A 16,256-nucleotide genomic window follows, 5' to 3' on the forward strand; every position below is an offset into this window, starting at 1 on the left:
GCAGCACGTGGACGAGCGGCGGCGGCTTCGAGAAAGGGTGAACTGTGTACGAGGTACCGATGTGGCTATGGGTGGTCTTCGCCGTCACCGTCGTGGTGGCCCTGGCCGTCGACCTGCTGGCGCACCGGAAGGCGCACGTCATCGGCTTCAAGGAGGCCGCCGTCTGGAGCGCGGTCTGGGTGGGGCTGGCGCTCGCCTTCGGCCTGGTCGTCTTCCTCGTCGTGGGTACGGGTGCCGGGGTCGAGTACACGACCGCGTGGCTGCTGGAGAAGAGCCTGTCCGTCGACAACCTCTTCGTCTTCGCACTGATTTTCGGCTACTTCCAGGTGCCCCGTGAGTACCAGCACCGCGTTCTGTTCCTCGGTGTCCTCGGGGCCCTGGTCTTCCGCGGTCTCTTCCTCGCCGCGGGCGTGGCGGTGGTCAGCCGCTTCACCGCCGTCCTGTTCGTCTTCGGCGCCTTCCTCTTCTACAGCGCGTACAAGATCCTCAAGAAGGAGGACGACAGCGTCGATCCGGGCAGGAGCGTCGCCGTGCGGCTGCTGCGCAAGGTCGTCCCCGTCCGGGACGACTACGCGGGGAACCGGTTCTTCGTCAAGGAGGCCGGCAAGCGCGTCGCCACCCCGCTGCTCGCCGTCGTCGCCGCGGTGGAGGGCGCCGACCTTGTTTTCGCCGTCGACAGCGTGCCCGCCGTCCTGGGCGTCAGCAGTGATCTCTTCATCGTCTACACCAGCAACGCCTTCGCCATCCTCGGTCTGCGTGCCCTGTACTTCCTGCTCGCCGGCCTGCTGGACCGCTTCCACTACCTCAGCAAGGGCCTGGCGCTGATCCTCGCCTTCATCGGCGTCAAGCTGATCCTGCAGGCGTCCCACAAGATCATCAGCACCAGCATTCCCGAGGTGCACGCGCTGGTCAGCCTCTCCGTCGTCGTCATCGTCCTGGCCGCCTCGATCCTGCTCAGCGTGGTGCGTCCTGCGCCCTCGGACGACACCGGGGCCTCCGACGGCGCCGGGTCCCCCGATGACACCGAGGCCCCCGACGAAACCGGGGCCTCCGACAAAACCGAGGCGGCCCGGAGTGAACCGGGCCCGGGACAGTCCCGCTGACGGAACAGGGGTGAGGTGCCGGCTGCATGGAACCCGGAAGAGTACGCGGCAGGCTCGGCAGGGAGGCGCATCGGTCGTGAAGGCGACATTCTCGCTCGGGCGCGTGGCCGGCATCCGGATCGGCGTGCACTGGAGCGTGCTGGTCATCGTCCTCGTACTCGCCCTGGGCCTCGCGGGCCGGTTCCCCGACGCCTATCCGGACCGGGCTGCCTGGCAGTACTGGCTCACCGGGCTGCTCGGCGCGTTCGTCTTCCTGCTGTCGCTGCTGGCCCACGAGCTGAGCCACGCCCTGGTGGCCCGCCGCAACGGCGTGGAGGTCGACGACATCACCCTGTGGCTCCTGGGAGGCATCGCCCGCTTGAAGAGCGAAGCCGCCACCCCGGCCGCGGAGGTGCGCATCGCCGGGGTGGGCCCGCTGGTCAGCCTGCTGCTCGGCGTGTTCTTCGGGGGCCTCACGTGGCTGTTCGGGGCCCTGTACGGGCCCGGACTCGTCGTCGAGACGCTCGCGTGGCTCGCGGGCATCAACCTCCTGCTGGCCGTCTTCAACGTCCTGCCCGCCGCCCCGCTGGACGGCGGGCGACTGCTGCGGGCGCTGGTGTGGCGCAGGACGGGCAACCCGCTGCGCGCGACCGTGGTGGCGACCGGGGCCGGGCGGGCGCTGGGCTGGGTGCTGATCGGCGTCGGCCTGTACCTCCTCCTGTTCGGTGCCGTCTTCAGCGGCTTGTGGCTCGCCGTCATCGGCTGGTTCCTCATCGCCATGGCGACCGCGGAGAGCGGTCAGGCGAAACTGCGGGAGCTGCTGAGCGGTGTCCCGGTGCGCCAGGCAATGGGGCGCGACCCCGTCACCGTGCCCGCCTCCGTCACCGTGGCCCAGTTCCTCGCGGCACCGGAGTACCGCTACCGGCACTCCGCGTTCCCCGTGCTGGACGCGGAGCAGCACCCCGTCGGGCTGGTGAGCGTCAAGACCGCCGCCGGCGTTCCGGACATCGAGCGGGACCTGCCCGTCACCTCGGTGATGATTCCGGTCGAGGAGATCCCCACCCCGCACCCCGACGATCCGCTCGTGAGTGTGTTGCCCGCGCTGGACAGCAGCCCGGCACACCGCGCCCTGGCGGTCGAGAACGGCCGGGTCGCGGGGATGGTCACCAGTTCCGACGTCAGCCGCGTCACCACGTGGCTGTCCTCGTCCTCATCGTGGCGGCACCGGGCGTTCTGACCCGGCCCGGCCACCCCCTCGTACTGACGTACTGCTGCGCGAACGCGAAAAGGGAGCCGGCACCGGTGGGTGCTGGCTCCCCTTCCCTGCGGATCCTCTTCAGACCTCGGCCTCGGTGGGCGCGGCCTGTCGGTCCCGTGTCCTTACAGCGCGCGGACGCGGGAGGCCTGCGGGCCCTTGGGACCCTGCACGATGTCGAACTCCACGCGCTGGTTCTCCTCCAGGCTGCGGAAGCCCGAGCTGTCGATCTCCGAGTAGTGCACGAAGACGTCCGCGCCACCGTCGGCCTGGGCGATGAAGCCGAAGCCCTTCTCGGCGTTGAACCACTTGACGGTTCCCTGAGTCATGGCTGCTCCTTACAGGGGCTGGGTTAGGGGGCCTCGCACCGTGCGGGACTCCCGGCCGGTTCACGACGCGGCTGCTCCAGCGACCTGGAAGGCAAGCTTCGCGCCCGCAACATCGTTCTCTGCGAGCATGCGACTGGCACAAACACACGAACAAAACTGCGACCGCCTCGTACAACCAGAGTGCTGCCGGAATCATTCCCGCCCCCGCAGAGCACATCAAAGGCAACGCGCAGTGACGGCGATCGGTGCCCTCCTTCAGCCCGCGGCCACATGGCTGCGAAGAGCGAGGCGGGGTGACCCGCCGGGCGAGAGCCGCCCCGGGGCCACCCTGCGGTGCCCGCGTCCGGCCGTGCCTTTCGGCGGCCGCCCACGCCTGCACGGCTACGGCTGCACGAGGTAGCGATAGACGGTGGAGTCGCGGCCCTCGAATCCCAGCCGCTCATACAGTCGGTTCGCCGCCTGGCGAGACGGACGCGAGGTCAGATCGACCGTCCGCACCCCGGCCGCCTCGGCCAGGCGCAGTGCCTCCGCGGTCAAGGCCGCTCCGACGCCATGTCCACGGGCCGTCCGGTCGACCACGACGTCCTCGATCCGGCACCGCAGACCCGACGGCAACGGAAACATGATCAAACTGAGCATGCCGACCGCCCGGCCGTTGACCCGAGCCAGCAGAAGGGTGTTGGCATCACTGCGCAGCAGCCCTGTCACCGACTCATGGTCGGGTTCCCTCGCCGTACTCGAGAGCTGCGGCACCAGGCGCGCGACCGCCTCGACCACCTCGTCCGTCGCCTCCCGGACCACCTGCACCTCAACGCTCATGATCGTGGCCCTACCGAAGCCCCGCGGAGGCCCCGCTCAGTCCGGAGAGGTGTTCCTTGCGGACACCGCCCGGTGCCTATCCATCACCGGGACCGGCGTCCGCCGGTTCCCTCGCCCCGCGGTCGTCGTTCTGGTTACGCTCGGACCGGAGTGCTTGGGAAGCAGGCGCTGCACCGCGGCAGGTCCGGCGAGGCCTGCCCGCGGCTTGTGCTGTCCTGCCTGCCGTCCCGCATAGGAGCCGTCCCATGAATCAGCTTCCCCGGCTACCGGATGAGACGGTCACGCCGGTGACACCGTCCCGCTCCGGTCTCGACGGCAACGCTGTGCAGTTGCCGCAGGAAGAACTCGATCTGCGCAACCGGAAGCTGGGCCACGAGTGCGTGTCCCGCGCCCAGGACGTGGTGGCCGAGCGCTACCGCCTCGGCAGTGCCGATGAAGCCCTGGGGCTGCTGAAGGCCGTTTCGCAGCGGTGCAACGTCAAGCTCCACACGATGGCGGACGCCGTGGTCCGCATGCCCGGCCCCGACCGCGGCGCGGCCGTCTGGTTCCCCGGCCGGAGGCGCCACGGCCCGCCCCGGCTGCCCGGCGTCGTGGTGGACCACGGTTCACGCGGCAGCCAGGGAGCCGTCCTCGGGGCGGCGCTGGACCGGGTGCTGACGATCACGCAGACACCCATGGGCAACATCCAGCTCGCGGACGGCGGCCGACTGCGCCTGGCCCGGCACAGGGGCCTCAACAAGTACTTCACCGACTTCTTCGCCTTCGTCGACGACTCCACCACCGCCTGCTCGCAGGCGGCGGCAGAGCGTCGGCAGGTCACCGTGCGGGACGTGGCGACCGCGGCCGTCTTCGACGACGCGTCCCGGTACGCCATCCTCCAAGCAGGCAGCCGGGCCGCCCACAGCGTCCCCCTCGTGGACGGCAAGGGAACGGTGCTGGGCATGGCCTCCTCCCACCACGAACGTCCCCTGACCCGCCTCAGCGCCGCGCAGCTCGCAGCGCTGCAGCAGACCGGGACGGACGTGGGGCGCTGGCTGGCCTGGCATTGGCACACCGTCGTCCTGGACGCCCTGGAGCAACTCCACGCCACCGCCACCACCGCGCGGGACTGACCGGGGGCCGTCTCTTCGGGAAGTCAGGACGGGGCCGCACGCGTCGCACAAGCCGTCCTCGGCGGGCGGGCCGAGGAGAGAGGCGGCACCGCCGTCACCGCCGGCTGCTCTCGTGCCCAGCGGCCGCTCCTGCGCCTAGAGGCCGTCGGCGGCACGCCATTTTGTGGTGGGCTGCAGCACCGCCTCGGCCAGCGCGCGGGTCCGCAGCTCGGTGACGGCCTGGTACTCCGGGTCGGCGACCATGCGGCTGAAGGCCTCGCGGCTGGGGTACCGGACGAGGATCACCGCGTCCCAGGCCTGACCCTCCTCGGCGACCAGCGGCGTGTCCCCCGTACCGGCGTACAGCACCTGCCCGCCGTAACGGGGCAGGAACGTCTTCTCGAGATGCCGCGCGTACTCCTGGTAGAGCGGCCTGCCTTCCGGGGCGAAGCGGAGGAGGTTGAGCATCACTACCGGACCGCCGGGATCCTCGGACAGCAGGCGCTTCAGATCCGCGCCCGCGGGGTCGATCGCCATGGAATGCCCCCTTCGTGAGAGTTGCCGCCCACACGGAAGTGGCAGCGCGCCGAGCATACCGGATGGTATGTAGGGGTCGGCATGACCTCACGCCCGACTGTGACCGGCTTCAACGGGCGTCGCCGGAACAGGGTTCGCTGCTCGGCAGGCAGGCAGGCAGGCAGGCAGGGACGAGCATGGGGGCAGACCCTGCGCCTCGGTCGGGCCCCCGGAAACAGCCACCGGTCAATCCGGCCCCGCCTCGGCAGCCCGGGCGCCGTCCCGTACGGCGTACGCGACCCTCTGGCCGGAAGTCGACTCTCGCCCGCCTCCCGGGATTCAGCCCGCGCGGCCGGGAACCGGGTCGTCGATGGTTGCCGGACCGGCACGGCACTGCCCGTACCTCCACGGCATGTGCACGCCAGGGCGGCTCCCGCCCCGTCACGCCGGTCATGGCAGCCCCGCCAGTCACAACAGCCCGTCGACGCCGGTCTCGCCACGGACCGATACAGGCGCATTGGGAGTTTCCTCAGGCCGCAGGACTGGCCGGCTCTTGTAGATCCCTACAAAGATCGCGCTGTGTCCGGTGGCCGCTTTCATGTCTTCCACGCCTGGCTGAGTCTACTCCCTTGACTGTGTACTCCTCGTGCACGGTGCAACGAAGCGAGACGCGTTGCAGCGAGGCAGAGATGGGCACCGTGGACTCCCTCCTACCTGACACAGGAGGGAGTGCCGGTCCACGGACTGCTCCATCTCCCTGATGTCCTGTCGAGCGAGGGGGAGAGTCGTGACCGAGACGCCGTCCGGCCGGGATCCCTCCCGGTCCTTCCCGTACGCGGCGGGATCCTCCGGCCGGGGGCCGCGCCAGACCCCCGCAGCCGGAGAGATCGTCCGCGCCCTCGTGGCCGACGAGCAGCCAAGGGACGTGTCATGATCGTCTTGGGGTGCGACGGCCGCCTGCTCGGCCACGACGCGGGTGCGTCGCTGCTGGTGGACGGTGAACTGGTCGCCGCCGTGGGAGAGCAGCGCCTCAACCGGGCGGAGAAGACGACCGACTTCCCGGTCAACGCCGTGCAGTGGTGCCTCGACCAGGCCGGGCTGACGTTCTCCGACGTCGACCTCATCGCCGTCCCCCGGCGCTTCTCCACCGAGGCCCTGAACCAGACGCTGTCCGGCATCGAGAGCGCGCCGATGACGCCCTCGGCGGGGCGGGCTCTCGCCGGCGGCCTCAGCAAGCCGGTCGGCGATGCCATCGGCCCTGAAGCGATCCTCACCGGCTTCGCCGGACGCACCGGTCCCACTCCCGATCCGGACCAGGTGGTGTTCGTCCCGCAGCACCTCGCCCACGCGATGACCGGCTACTACATCGCGGGGATGAGGGATGCCGCGTTCCTGGTCAGTGACGGACGCACGGAAGTGTTCTCGTCGCTGACGGGAGAGATCCGCGACGGCCGGATCCGCGTCTTCGAAGAGTCGTCCATCGGCTCGGAGTATTCGATCGGACGGCTGTTCGCCGCCATCACGCGGTACCTCGGATTCGTGCCCGACAAGGACGAGCACAAGGTCATGGGCCTGGCCGGGTTCGCCGAGCCCCCCGCACCGAACCCGTTCCTCGAGCACATCGTCCAGTTGCACGCCGACGGCCGCTACACCTTCTGCAGGCCCCTCGCGCCCGACGGGCACCGCGACCTCGGTGCCCTGTTCGAGAAGCACTTCGGGCCCTTCGAGGACACCCTTGAGCACAAGGCATGGCTGGCTGCCGCGGCACAGCAGATGCTGACCGCCGTCACCCGGCACCAGGTGCGCGCGCTGGAGGCCAGGACCGACCTGGGCCGGCTGCTGTTCGAAGGCGGCGTGGCACTGAACTCTCTCAACAACACACCGCTGTTCGAGGGGTCGCGGTTCGAGGACATGGACGTGAGTTTCGGCGCGGGCGGCACGGGCCTCACCATCGGCGCCGCCGTCCACGCCTGGCTCAACCCCCCGGACGGCCTCGCCCGGGTGCAGCGCGCGCCGACCGGAGTCCCACAGCGGGGAGCCCTCGGCGCGGCGGTCCACGCCCACTTCTACGGTGCGGACACCCCCGAGCGGAAGACCGCGCCGCCGGTCACCCCCTACCTGGGGCCGGAGTACGACGACGCTGCGATCGAGCAGGCCCTGGGTGAGTTCGCCGGCCGTGTGACCTGGAGCCGGCTGGACGACGAGGAGGTGGTCTCCCGGGTCGCGCGGCTGCTCACCGGGAAGGTCGCCATCGGCTGGTTCGAGGGCCGGATCGAGCACGGGCCCAGGGCACTGGGTCACCGCAGCATCCTCGCGAACCCGCAGTTCCCGGAGATCAAGGACATCATCGACGACAGGGGCGGGCACCGGGACCCGTTCCACTCGTGCGCGCCCCTCGTCCTCGAGGAGGACGCGCCGAAGATCTTCGACATGGGCCGCAAGTCCCGCTCGCCCTACAAGGCGTTCGCCTTCCCCGTGCGCCCCGAGTTCCGCGCCGTCATCCCCGGCGCCACCCATGTCGACGGCACCTCCCGCATCCAGACCATCACGGACCGCCACACGCCCCGCCTCGCGGCCCTGCTGCGCCGCTTCGCCGGGCTCACCGGTGTCCCCTGCCTGATCAACGCCGACTTCAACGTCGCGGGCGAACCCCTCGTCTGCGCACCCACCGACGCTCTGGACTGCTTCCTCGGCACAGAGATCGATCACCTCGTGCTCGGCAACCACCTCGTCAGCAAGACGGAGTCCTTCCGATGAGGACTCGGACCACCCCGTCCCGGACCTCGCGGCGACTCGGCGAAGCCGTCACCGGCGGCAGCGGCGGCAGCCCTCTGCGTCCCGACGGCTCCCACCGCACCCCGGTGCCGCCGGAACAGCTGTGCGGCGCCCGACCACACCCCTGACCTGCTGCCGGTGCGCCGTTCCGCGCGGGCCGCAGCACCCCACCACCCACCTCATCTCCCCGAAGGAGCGATCATGACCACGCAGACCCCGGAAGCCGGCATCCAGGACTCCGAGCGCATCTGGATGGAGCAGGCGATCGACCTGGCCACCACGAGCGTGACCCGCGGCGGCGGTCCGTTCGGCGCCCTCATCGCCAAGGACGGCGAGGTCGTCGCCACCGGTAACAACCAGGTCACCGCCACCCTGGACCCCGTCGCGCACGCCGAGGTCAGCGCGATGCGCGCCGCCTGCAAGGAGCTGAACACCTTCTCCCTCGAAGGCTGCGTCCTGGTCACCTCGTGCGAGCCGTGCCCGATGTGCCTGTCCGCCTCCCTGTGGGCGCGCGTCGACCGGGTCGTCTACTCCGCCGACCGGCACGACGCCGCGGTGGCCGGGTTCGACGACCGCAAGTTCTACGACCTGTTCGAGAAGCGGCCGCACTCCATGTGGCCCGTGACGGTCGAGCACCTGGACCTGCCCAACCGCACGCAGCCGTTCGACACGTGGCTGGCCAAGGCCGACCGCATCGCCTACTGACGGGGGCCCGGGGCAAGAGAGGAACGCCGGGCTCCCGAGGTCCCAACGGGAGCCCGCGTGCAAACAGAACCCGCCGGCCTGTCCCTGGCAGTCATCCGACCGCCGCGGGCAGGCCGACGACGCTCCGGGCAGCGGTGTGCCGTTCGTATGCGCAGCGGTTTCCGTCCTGGGCGCTCGCTGGGTTACGGCAGTCGCACGTACGGCGACAGGAAGGCGCGCGCTCCCGGAGTGTCCAGCCGGTACGTGACATTGGTGGCGTAGCAGGGGCCGTCGCCGGTGATGGTCGTCGCCGCGAGGATGCGCTCGCCGTCGATGACGGCGAAGTTGGGTCCGCCCGAATCCCCGTAGCAGGCACCGCCGTTGCCCTGCGGCGCGGTCATGGCCAGGCGCACCCACGCGTCGTTGAGGGCGTCGAAGCTCACCGGTGCCTTCATCCGGACACCACCGCCCGGGTGGGTGTGGCCGCCCGGCCCCTTCATGGCCTCCTGGGTGCCGTATCCGGCGACGACCCAGTCGGCGGAGTCGAGCTTCCGCGGTCCGAGCGCGCCGAGCCGGCCGGCGGTGGGCAGCACGGCCGGAGTGAAGGACCAGCGTGAACTCATCTTCGCCGCCGGGACTTCGACGACCGCGATGTCGCGGGTGTCGGCGGCCGGGCCGGGGTAGCCGGGGTGGCTGTGGGCGGTGCCCGGGACGGCGACGGCTCTCGCCTGGGCTGCGGGGTCACCGGGGTACTTCTGCGCGGCGGCGTCCAGTCCGGCCTGGACGTCCTGGTCGAGGGAGACGTGGAACCGTACGTTGTCCGGCCAGCCCGTGGTGCAGTGAGCGGCTGTCAGGAAGGTGTCGGCGTCGATCATCGTGCCCGAGCAGACCCAGTCGACGCGGTCCGGGGTGGCCGGATCGCCGTCGTCGTCCCAGGTGGCCACGAGGGCGCCGACCTCGGTGCGTTCGGGGGCGGGAGCCGCGTTGTAGGAGTTGATCGCGGACGAGGACGATGCCATGGCGAGTACGGCGGCGCAGGCGGCGGCCGTGACGGCGGTGGCGCGGGTGGCGCGTACGGCGGTCAAGAAGAACCCCTTCGCTGGGTGTGGACCGGGTGTTCCTCCTGTGGGGGTGGGTGCATTGAAGCGCCTGTGATCGTCTGCGGCAAGACCACGGGCTGCTTCGCCGCCATCGGGTTGCCCGGTCCCGGCAGTGTCCGGGACCGCAGGCTGCCGGTAAGGGATCTTCCGTCCGTCACCGGGGCAGGCGAGGCTGTACGGGCCGCACCTGCTCCGCAGGCCGAGCCGCGGCCGATCACCGGGACCAGGAGGACGCCCATGAAGACCATGCTTGCCCGGACCGTACTCGCCCTCCGATACGTCGTCTCGGGCCGTCGCCGGCTCGGCAGGTACAGGCACGCGGACGCGCACCGCGGAAGCCACCCGGACCGCTACACCGGCCTGGACCGCCACTACGTGCCGACCCCGCACCACTTCCCCGGGGCCGGCGGCGTGTAGCGGGCGCGGGGCCCGTCGTACGGACGCGTACCGGGCCGGCGTTGACAGCAGCAAACGAAGATCACACAATCGTTCCATGACCACCGCCTGGTTCGACTCCACTACGGGGCCTTCGCGTTGCCCCGATCGAACCGGGTGTGAGCGCTCCGGTCGATGACCGACTGCCGTTGAGCCATCTGCTCGCCACCCCGACTCAGGGCGTCGGCGTCGCCTCACGGCGGACGGCACGGAGCACTTCTCCCCCACCTGGGCACCGGACGTGCCGGGCCGTCGCCGTCCGCCGGCCGTCCCTCGGTGGCCCGCGCAGTCGGCTTTGGCAGAGGGCATCCCCTTTCGTCACTGCACACGACCCGACCAGAACCGGTCGAAGGAGAAGAGCACCATGACCGTCACGGACGCCGGACCCGCAGCCGTCCTCCGCGCCGCACCCATTCCGGGTGACGGACTCCACGAGGGACCGCGCACCTTGCGCCGGCTGCCGGAGGGCTGGGAGGAACGTCCCTACGAACTGTTCGAGGTCGTCCCGCAGGCGCGCACGATCGGCGCCGAGATCCGGGGCGTCGACCTCTCGCTCCCGCTCACCCCCGGCCTGCGCGAGGAACTCGACCGCGCGCTGCTCGAGTGGAAGGTGCTCTTCTTCCGCTCCCAGCACCTCACGTCCGATCAGCAGCGCGCGTTCGCCCGCAACTGGGGCGAGCTGGAGACCAATCCGTTGCTGGCCGCGGGTTCCAGCGAGGACGTCGTCCGGTTCGACAAGGGCGGCGGCAGTGCCCAGACGTTCGAAAACGTCTGGCACGCCGACGTCACCTTCCGCGAACGCCCGGCGCTCGGCGCCGTCCTCCAGCTCCGCGAAGTGCCACCGTTCGGCGGGGACACGATGTGGGCGGACATGGCCGCCGCGTATGACAACCTCCCGCAGGACGTGAAGGACCGCATCGACGACGCCCGTGCGGTGCACGACTTCATCCCCGGCTTCACCCGCTTCTACGGGCCCGACCGGCTCGCGCCCTTCCAGGACCTCTTCCCGCCCGTGGAGCACCCCGTCGTGCGCAGACATCCCGTGACGGGGCGGCGCATGCTGTTCGTCAACACCTCGTTCACCACGCACATCGTCGGCATGGACCGCGACGAGAGCGACCGGCTGCTCCGGCTGCTGTTCCAGCAGGCGCACGTTCCCGAGTACCAGGTGCGTTTCCGTTGGCAACCCGGTGACATCGCCTTCTGGGACAACCGCGCCACCCAGCACTACGCCGTGAACGACTACGACGGCCACCGGCGCGTCGCCGAACGCGTCGCGATCGCCGGCGACCGCCCGCGGTAGGCGGCCGCACGTTCGCGTCCGCGCGCCGGGCGCAGCGGTGACGGCCCTTCGCGGTTCAGGCGCAGCAGTCGCAGCCGGGGCGGCAACCGCACGCGTCCGCCCCGGTCCCGGCCGGTGACGGGACCGGGGCGGCGGTGGCGGGCGCGCAGCAGCTCCTGCCCTGCCAGGCGTCGCGGCCTTCCTTGACGGCGACGGCGGCGATGACCAGGGCGGCGATCGGGTCGGCCCAGGCCCAGCCGAGGGCGGCGTTGAGCACCAGGCCCACCAGGAGCACGGCGGACAGGTAGGTGCACAGCAGGGTCTGTTTGGAGTCGGCGACCGCGCTGGCGGAGCCGAGTTCGCGGCCGGCCTTGCGCTGGGCGGCGGACAGGAACGGCATGACGGCGAGCGAGAGGGCGGCGATGACGATGCCGGGGACGGAGCCTTCGGCCTCGCCGGTGCCGGCCAGGGCGCGGACCGCGTCGAAGGTGACGTAGGTGGCGAGCGCGAAGAACGAGAGGGCGATGATCCGCAGGGCGCGCTGCTCGCGCGCCTCCCGGGCGGCGTGGTCGGCGGCGGAGAACTGCCAGGCCACCGCGGCGGCGGAGGAGACCTCGACGACCGAGTCCAGGCCGAAGCCGATCAGGGCGGTGGAGGAGGCGAGGCTGCCGGCGGTGATGGCGACGATCGCCTCGATGACGTTGTAGGCGATCGTGGCCGCGACCAGCAGCCGTATCCGGCGGGCGAGCGCGTCGCGGCGGACCGGGGAGGACGCGAGGGACATCGGTGTCTCGGCGGCCATGGTCAGCAGCAGTCCTTCGCGTCGGCGTCCGGGCAGGTGCGGTCGGTTTCCACCGCCACCACGGCGGTGCGCAGGTCGTCCAGCGCATGGCCGAGGCGCTCGTCGGCGATCTCGTAGCGGGTGCGGCGGCCGTCCGGGATGGCGACCACCAGGCCGCAGTCGCGAAGGCACGCCAGGTGGTTCGACAGCCGGGTGCGCGAGATGTCGAGGGCGTCCGCGAGGTCGGCGGGGTGGGCCGGGGCCCGGCGCAGCGCGAGCAGGATGCGGCAGCGAATCGGGTCGGCGAGCGCGCGGCCGAACCGGGCCAGCACCTCGACGTCGGAAGTCAGTGTCAGCACGGCATGAGAGTACAGCAGATCCTGAATTCAGGGTTTCGTGGATCGATCCCACTTCTCCGAGTGGGTCCGGGTCGTACGCTCGCCGGTCTCGCAGGGGCCTCTTTCACGGCTCCGGTGGCGGGCCTGCGTCGTACACCAGGAGGCCGTCGCCGCGCAGCCGCGCGCCCGGGGTCGGTGTGTGCGCTGTGAGACGCCCGTCGTGCATGAGGTGGTGGACGGGCACGCCACGGGCGAGGAGCGCGAAGTCGGCGATCAGGCGCCGGTGGCAGCGCCACCACACCGCCTCGCTGCACATCACCGCGGTGCGCCGCTCATGCACTTCCCGCACCAAGGCGTCCATCGCGCTGACGAACTCCGGACTGCGGGTATGAGCCGCATAGCCGCGGAAGGACGCGTTGCGCCAGAAGGTGTCGGGCGAGTCCGGTGACGGCTTGCGGTACCCGCCGAGACGCTGCTCCCACCGGTAGGCGATGTTCTCCTCGGGCATCCACCGGGCCAGCCGCTGCCGTGCCAGGTCCTGATCACGTCGGCTGCCGGGCGCCGTCCTGACGTCGACGACGGCCGCGACGCCGGCCTGCCGCAGCAGCGAGGCCAGCGTCGCCCGGTCCGCGGTGCTGTGACCGAAGGTGATCAGCTCGGGCCCCGGTTTCCCCGGCTCGTCCGCCGGGGCGGTTCCGTCGTGGTGCATGTCTTCAGTGCAGCAGGTCTCGGCGGGTGCGGCACGGCGGTGGCGGGCGCGGTGCGGGTGCGGACCGGCGCACCGGCCGTGCCGCGGTGACCGCCCGCGCCGGCGCCGAGCCGTTGCCCGGCGCCGGGTACGCGGTGCCCGCCCGGGCGGACGCGACGGGGTCAGTCCACCGGAACGAGGGTCAAGTAGGCCAGTCCGATGACACCGCGGTATCCCCGGAGCCACATGTCGCGGTGGCGGTCCACTCGTTCACGGGTCTCCTCCGCCTGGGGGTGGTCGGGGTGTTCGGCGAGCCATTCCTCGGCGTCGGCCTGGTAGCCGGACTCGAAGTGCTCCCACTCGTCGTTGTTCGCGGTCTCGATCCAGGCGGGGCGGAAGCCCGCGGCGATGGCGAGGTCGACGAGGCCGGCCAGGTCGTGGTGCTCGGATGCGGAGGCTTCCGGCCACATGGCCGACAACTCTTCCTCGGTGGGGGGACGCTGCCAGAAACCCTCGCCGAGCAGCACCCGGCCGCCCGGCTTCACCAGGCGGCGAAGGGCGCGCAGTGCGGCGGCGGTGTGCTCCGGTGGCCGGGCGTCGCTGAGAGCGTGGCTGGCGCTGAAGCACAGGACGATGTCGGCGGGGCCCCGGTCGGTGCCGTCGGCGGACTCCCGGACGAAGCGGACGCGCTCGGCCAGCCCGCGAGCCTCCGCGTTCGCGCGTCCGCGGTCGAGGTCCTCCTCGTCGAGGTCGATGCCGACACCCGTCGCACCGGGTGCCGCCTCGAGCAGCCGGAGCATGAACTCGCCCCAGCCGCACCCGATGTCGAGCAGGGTCGTCGGGGCGGCCGGTGTCGCTCTCCCGGTGAGCCGGCCGATCATCCTGGCGGCCCGGTCCTCGGAGAGGGGGCTGTGGAAGGTGAGCCGAGTCAGCCGTGGCGGGGCGGAAGTGTCGTCCAGGAACCGGAACAGTAGGGACCGCCCGGCCGTCGGCGACACCTGTTTTCGGCCTGCCTCACCAGCGGAAACGGGCCCGGCGGCAGTGCGTCGGGCCCATGCGCCCAACGGGGTCGGGCCGCCTGCGCCGGGGAACGTACGGCGTGTTCGGGGAGCCATCGGAAAGCGGGTGGGGTCGGGTGCGGGCGCACCCGGCGCCGGTCTCTTCCGGGTGCTCCGGCCGGCTCGTGGCGCCCGGCCGCCGGACGGAAGCGGGGCGGTGATAGCACCACGTTATGGTCAAGAGCTAGTACCCCCGCGCGCCGTTCCTCTGGGATTCTGAGCCGTGTTCGCGGCCAACTCCCTCCTCACACCCGGGCGTTGGCCGTGTTCGCGGCCCATGGGCCGTCATCCCCCACACGCACACGCCCCGTTCGGCGTGTCTCCCCGAATCGAGGAACCTTGCGCATACCAAGGCTCGTGTCCGCGCTCGCCGCAGCAGCGGCCTGCGTCCTCGCCGTTCTCGCCCCCACGGCCACCGCGACCGCGGCCCCGTCGCCGGCGGCTCCGACCACCAAGGCCCCGCAGCCCATCATCGGCGGCGGGGCGGCCACCAGCGGCCCCTGGGCCGCCCGGCTGTTCTCCAACGGCAGAGAGACCTGTTCGGCGACGATCATCGCCCCGACCTGGATCCTCACCGCCAAGCACTGCGTCACCGGCGGCGGACTGTCGTTCCGCATCGGCAGCCTGTACCAGCACAGCGGCGGCACCCTGGCCAACGGCGTCCAGACCTACACCCACAGCTCGGACCTGGCGCTCGTCCGTCTCGACCGCTCCGTGTCGGCGACCTACGCCCGCCTCGGGCAGCCCGGCTCGGTGCGGGTCGGCCAGACCGTGCAGGTGTACGGCTGGGGCGCCACTTCGCGGTGCGGATCGGAGGCCAACTGCCAGTCCCCGTACCTGAAGGTCGCCAACGTCACGGTCACCGGCGGATGCGGTGACGCCTACGGCGGCTCCGCGATCTGCGCCCGCCGCGGCGACGGCATCACCGCCGGCGGTGACTCCGGCGGCCCGATGATGGCGAACGGCATCCAGGTCGGCGTCGCCTCCACCAGCGACCGCCAGACGACCACCGCGTACACCAACGTGACGCAGTACCGCTCCTGGATCCAGTCGATCGCCGGCGTCTGACCCGCTCACGCCTCCCGCCTCCCGGCGGAAACACCGGTCCCCTCGCCGCAGTGCGGCGAGGGGCCGGCAGTGCAGATGAAAATCATTGTCGTGTATTGTCGGGTCCGCCCCGGCGCACGCTCCGCGCCGTACGACGACCCCGGGAGGAACCACCCATGGCCGTGCCCAAGCGGAAGATGTCCCGCAGCAACACCCGCCACCGCCGCGCCCAGTGGAAGGCGGCCACGCCGAACCTGGTACCGGTCACGGTGGACGGTGCCACCTACCGCGTCCCGCAGCACCTGGTGCCCGCCTACCGCCGCGGCCTGCTGCGCCCGGACGACTGACGCCGACGGCCGCGCGGCGCCCGCCGCCGTTCACGGGTGCGCGGCCCCGGCCGCGGCCGGGGTCACCAGGTCAGGGTCAGCGAACCTCCGACCGGCAGCGCGTGCCAGCGGTCGGCGTGGTCGTCGAACCGGGACACGATCCGCTCGACCACCGGGGGGATCTCCCGCGCCGTCACATACGCCGGAAGCTCCCGTGCGTGGCCGCGCCGCACTTCCCACACCGGTACGGAGATGCCCGCCAGCTCCTCCGACCTGGCCATGTCGGCCTGCGCCCGAGGGGACGGCTTCACGCCCTTCGACCTGCGGCGCCGGGCGGCCTTCACCCGCTCCGCCGGGTCGGCCGGCCAGAACATGCCGTTGTCACCGGCGGCCAGCCGCCCGTAGACCCCGAGCTCGATGCCCGCCTCGGCCTCGACGAGGAAGTGCACCAGGTCGTGCGGGAGATACGGGTGCCCACCGGGACCGTTGCGCGGGGCGAGCGCCGCGCCGGCCTCGCGGTGGACGGCGATGTCGTAGCTCGTGCCGGGACCTTTGGTGAAGACGACGCGCATGCCCGGCACGGTAGGCGACGGACCCGGCGGCGCGCACCCATATTTCCGGGGCGCGCGGCCGCGTGCGGGCGCCCGGGA

General features: G+C 71.5%; 18 protein-coding genes. 9 read left to right on the forward strand and 9 right to left on the reverse strand.

The window, feature by feature from the left end:
- Nucleotides 1-59: 59 nt before the first annotated feature.
- Nucleotides 60-1,103: a TerC family protein gene (locus tag ACLGIH_RS02090; protein ID WP_416523470.1), complete on the forward strand. Its 1,044-nt coding sequence runs from the start codon at nucleotides 60-62 to the stop codon at nucleotides 1,101-1,103.
- 76 nt (nucleotides 1,104-1,179) lie between these two features.
- Nucleotides 1,180-2,319, forward strand: a complete 1,140-nt coding sequence (locus ACLGIH_RS02095; RefSeq protein ID WP_416523471.1) for a site-2 protease family protein — start codon at nucleotides 1,180-1,182, stop codon at nucleotides 2,317-2,319.
- A 143-nt stretch (nucleotides 2,320-2,462) separates the two neighbouring features.
- On the opposite strand, the gene ACLGIH_RS02100 is transcribed toward ACLGIH_RS02095, so the two are convergent.
- A complete protein-coding gene (locus ACLGIH_RS02100; protein ID WP_416523472.1) occupies nucleotides 2,463-2,666 on the reverse strand; it encodes a cold-shock protein in 204 nt (67 codons plus the stop codon).
- 381 nt (nucleotides 2,667-3,047) lie between these two features.
- Complete coding sequence (locus ACLGIH_RS02105) at nucleotides 3,048-3,485, reverse strand: GNAT family N-acetyltransferase (RefSeq protein ID WP_416523473.1); 438 nt, start codon at nucleotides 3,483-3,485, stop codon at nucleotides 3,048-3,050.
- A 245-nt stretch (nucleotides 3,486-3,730) separates the two neighbouring features.
- Here ACLGIH_RS02105 and ACLGIH_RS02110 point away from each other — a divergent pair, with 245 nt between their 5' ends.
- The gene (locus ACLGIH_RS02110) at nucleotides 3,731-4,597 is read left to right on the forward strand and encodes an ANTAR domain-containing protein (protein WP_416523474.1); all 867 of its coding nucleotides are present in this window, start codon (nucleotides 3,731-3,733) and stop codon (nucleotides 4,595-4,597) included.
- 135 nt (nucleotides 4,598-4,732) lie between these two features.
- Here ACLGIH_RS02110 and ACLGIH_RS02115 read toward each other — a convergent pair whose 3' ends face one another.
- Entirely contained in the window at nucleotides 4,733-5,113 is a 381-nt protein-coding gene (locus ACLGIH_RS02115) for a DUF1330 domain-containing protein (protein ID WP_416523475.1), read from the reverse strand.
- A 909-nt stretch (nucleotides 5,114-6,022) separates the two neighbouring features.
- Between ACLGIH_RS02115 and ACLGIH_RS02120 the strand changes: the two genes are divergently transcribed.
- Together ACLGIH_RS02120 and ACLGIH_RS02125 are read left to right on the forward strand one after the other, a co-directional pair.
- Nucleotides 6,023-7,849: a carbamoyltransferase C-terminal domain-containing protein gene (locus tag ACLGIH_RS02120; protein ID WP_416523476.1), complete on the forward strand. Its 1,827-nt coding sequence runs from the start codon at nucleotides 6,023-6,025 to the stop codon at nucleotides 7,847-7,849.
- 219 nt (nucleotides 7,850-8,068) lie between these two features.
- Entirely contained in the window at nucleotides 8,069-8,572 is a 504-nt protein-coding gene (locus ACLGIH_RS02125; RefSeq protein WP_416523477.1) for a nucleoside deaminase, read from the forward strand.
- Nucleotides 8,573-8,754: 182 nt separating this feature from the next.
- Here ACLGIH_RS02125 and ACLGIH_RS02130 read toward each other — a convergent pair whose 3' ends face one another.
- Entirely contained in the window at nucleotides 8,755-9,636 is an 882-nt protein-coding gene (locus ACLGIH_RS02130) for a trypsin-like serine protease (protein WP_416523478.1), read from the reverse strand.
- Between the two features lie 252 nt (nucleotides 9,637-9,888).
- On the opposite strand from ACLGIH_RS02130, the gene ACLGIH_RS02135 reads away from it, so the two are divergent.
- Both ACLGIH_RS02135 and ACLGIH_RS02140 read left to right on the forward strand, forming a co-directional pair.
- Nucleotides 9,889-10,068 (forward strand): hypothetical protein, encoded by a 180-nt coding sequence (locus tag ACLGIH_RS02135; RefSeq protein ID WP_416523479.1) that lies wholly within the window; start codon nucleotides 9,889-9,891, stop codon nucleotides 10,066-10,068.
- A 382-nt stretch (nucleotides 10,069-10,450) separates the two neighbouring features.
- Nucleotides 10,451-11,389, forward strand: a complete 939-nt coding sequence (locus ACLGIH_RS02140) for a TauD/TfdA dioxygenase family protein (RefSeq protein WP_416523480.1) — start codon at nucleotides 10,451-10,453, stop codon at nucleotides 11,387-11,389.
- Nucleotides 11,390-11,444: 55 nt separating this feature from the next.
- Here the strand turns inward: ACLGIH_RS02140 and ACLGIH_RS02145 are convergent, their stop codons facing one another.
- The 4 genes from ACLGIH_RS02145 to ACLGIH_RS02160 all read right to left on the reverse strand — a co-directional run bounded on the left by ACLGIH_RS02145 (nucleotide 11,445) and on the right by ACLGIH_RS02160 (nucleotide 14,056).
- Complete coding sequence (locus ACLGIH_RS02145) at nucleotides 11,445-12,170, reverse strand: cation efflux transmembrane domain-containing protein (RefSeq protein WP_416523481.1); 726 nt, start codon at nucleotides 12,168-12,170, stop codon at nucleotides 11,445-11,447.
- 2 nt (nucleotides 12,171-12,172) lie between these two features.
- On the reverse strand, nucleotides 12,173-12,508 hold the full coding sequence (locus ACLGIH_RS02150; RefSeq protein ID WP_416523482.1) for an ArsR/SmtB family transcription factor: 336 nt from the start codon (nucleotides 12,506-12,508) through the stop codon (nucleotides 12,173-12,175).
- Between the two features lie 103 nt (nucleotides 12,509-12,611).
- Nucleotides 12,612-13,196 (reverse strand): DUF488 domain-containing protein, encoded by a 585-nt coding sequence (locus ACLGIH_RS02155; RefSeq protein ID WP_416523483.1) that lies wholly within the window; start codon nucleotides 13,194-13,196, stop codon nucleotides 12,612-12,614.
- A 161-nt stretch (nucleotides 13,197-13,357) separates the two neighbouring features.
- On the reverse strand, nucleotides 13,358-14,056 hold the full coding sequence (locus tag ACLGIH_RS02160) for an SAM-dependent methyltransferase (protein ID WP_416523484.1): 699 nt from the start codon (nucleotides 14,054-14,056) through the stop codon (nucleotides 13,358-13,360).
- Between the two features lie 516 nt (nucleotides 14,057-14,572).
- Here ACLGIH_RS02160 and ACLGIH_RS02165 point away from each other — a divergent pair.
- Both ACLGIH_RS02165 and rpmF read left to right on the forward strand, forming a co-directional pair.
- On the forward strand, nucleotides 14,573-15,301 hold the full coding sequence (locus ACLGIH_RS02165) for a S1 family peptidase (protein WP_416523485.1): 729 nt from the start codon (nucleotides 14,573-14,575) through the stop codon (nucleotides 15,299-15,301).
- Nucleotides 15,302-15,456: 155 nt separating this feature from the next.
- The gene (rpmF, locus tag ACLGIH_RS02170) at nucleotides 15,457-15,627 is read left to right on the forward strand and encodes a 50S ribosomal protein L32 (RefSeq protein WP_416523486.1); all 171 of its coding nucleotides are present in this window, start codon (nucleotides 15,457-15,459) and stop codon (nucleotides 15,625-15,627) included.
- 62 nt (nucleotides 15,628-15,689) lie between these two features.
- Here the strand turns inward: rpmF and ACLGIH_RS02175 are convergent, their stop codons facing one another.
- Entirely contained in the window at nucleotides 15,690-16,178 is a 489-nt protein-coding gene (locus ACLGIH_RS02175) for a hypothetical protein (protein WP_416523487.1), read from the reverse strand.
- Nucleotides 16,179-16,256 lie beyond the last annotated feature (78 nt).

Source organism: Streptomyces hamibioticus (genome assembly GCF_047946815.1).
Taxonomy (GTDB): domain Bacteria; phylum Actinomycetota; class Actinomycetes; order Streptomycetales; family Streptomycetaceae; genus Streptomyces.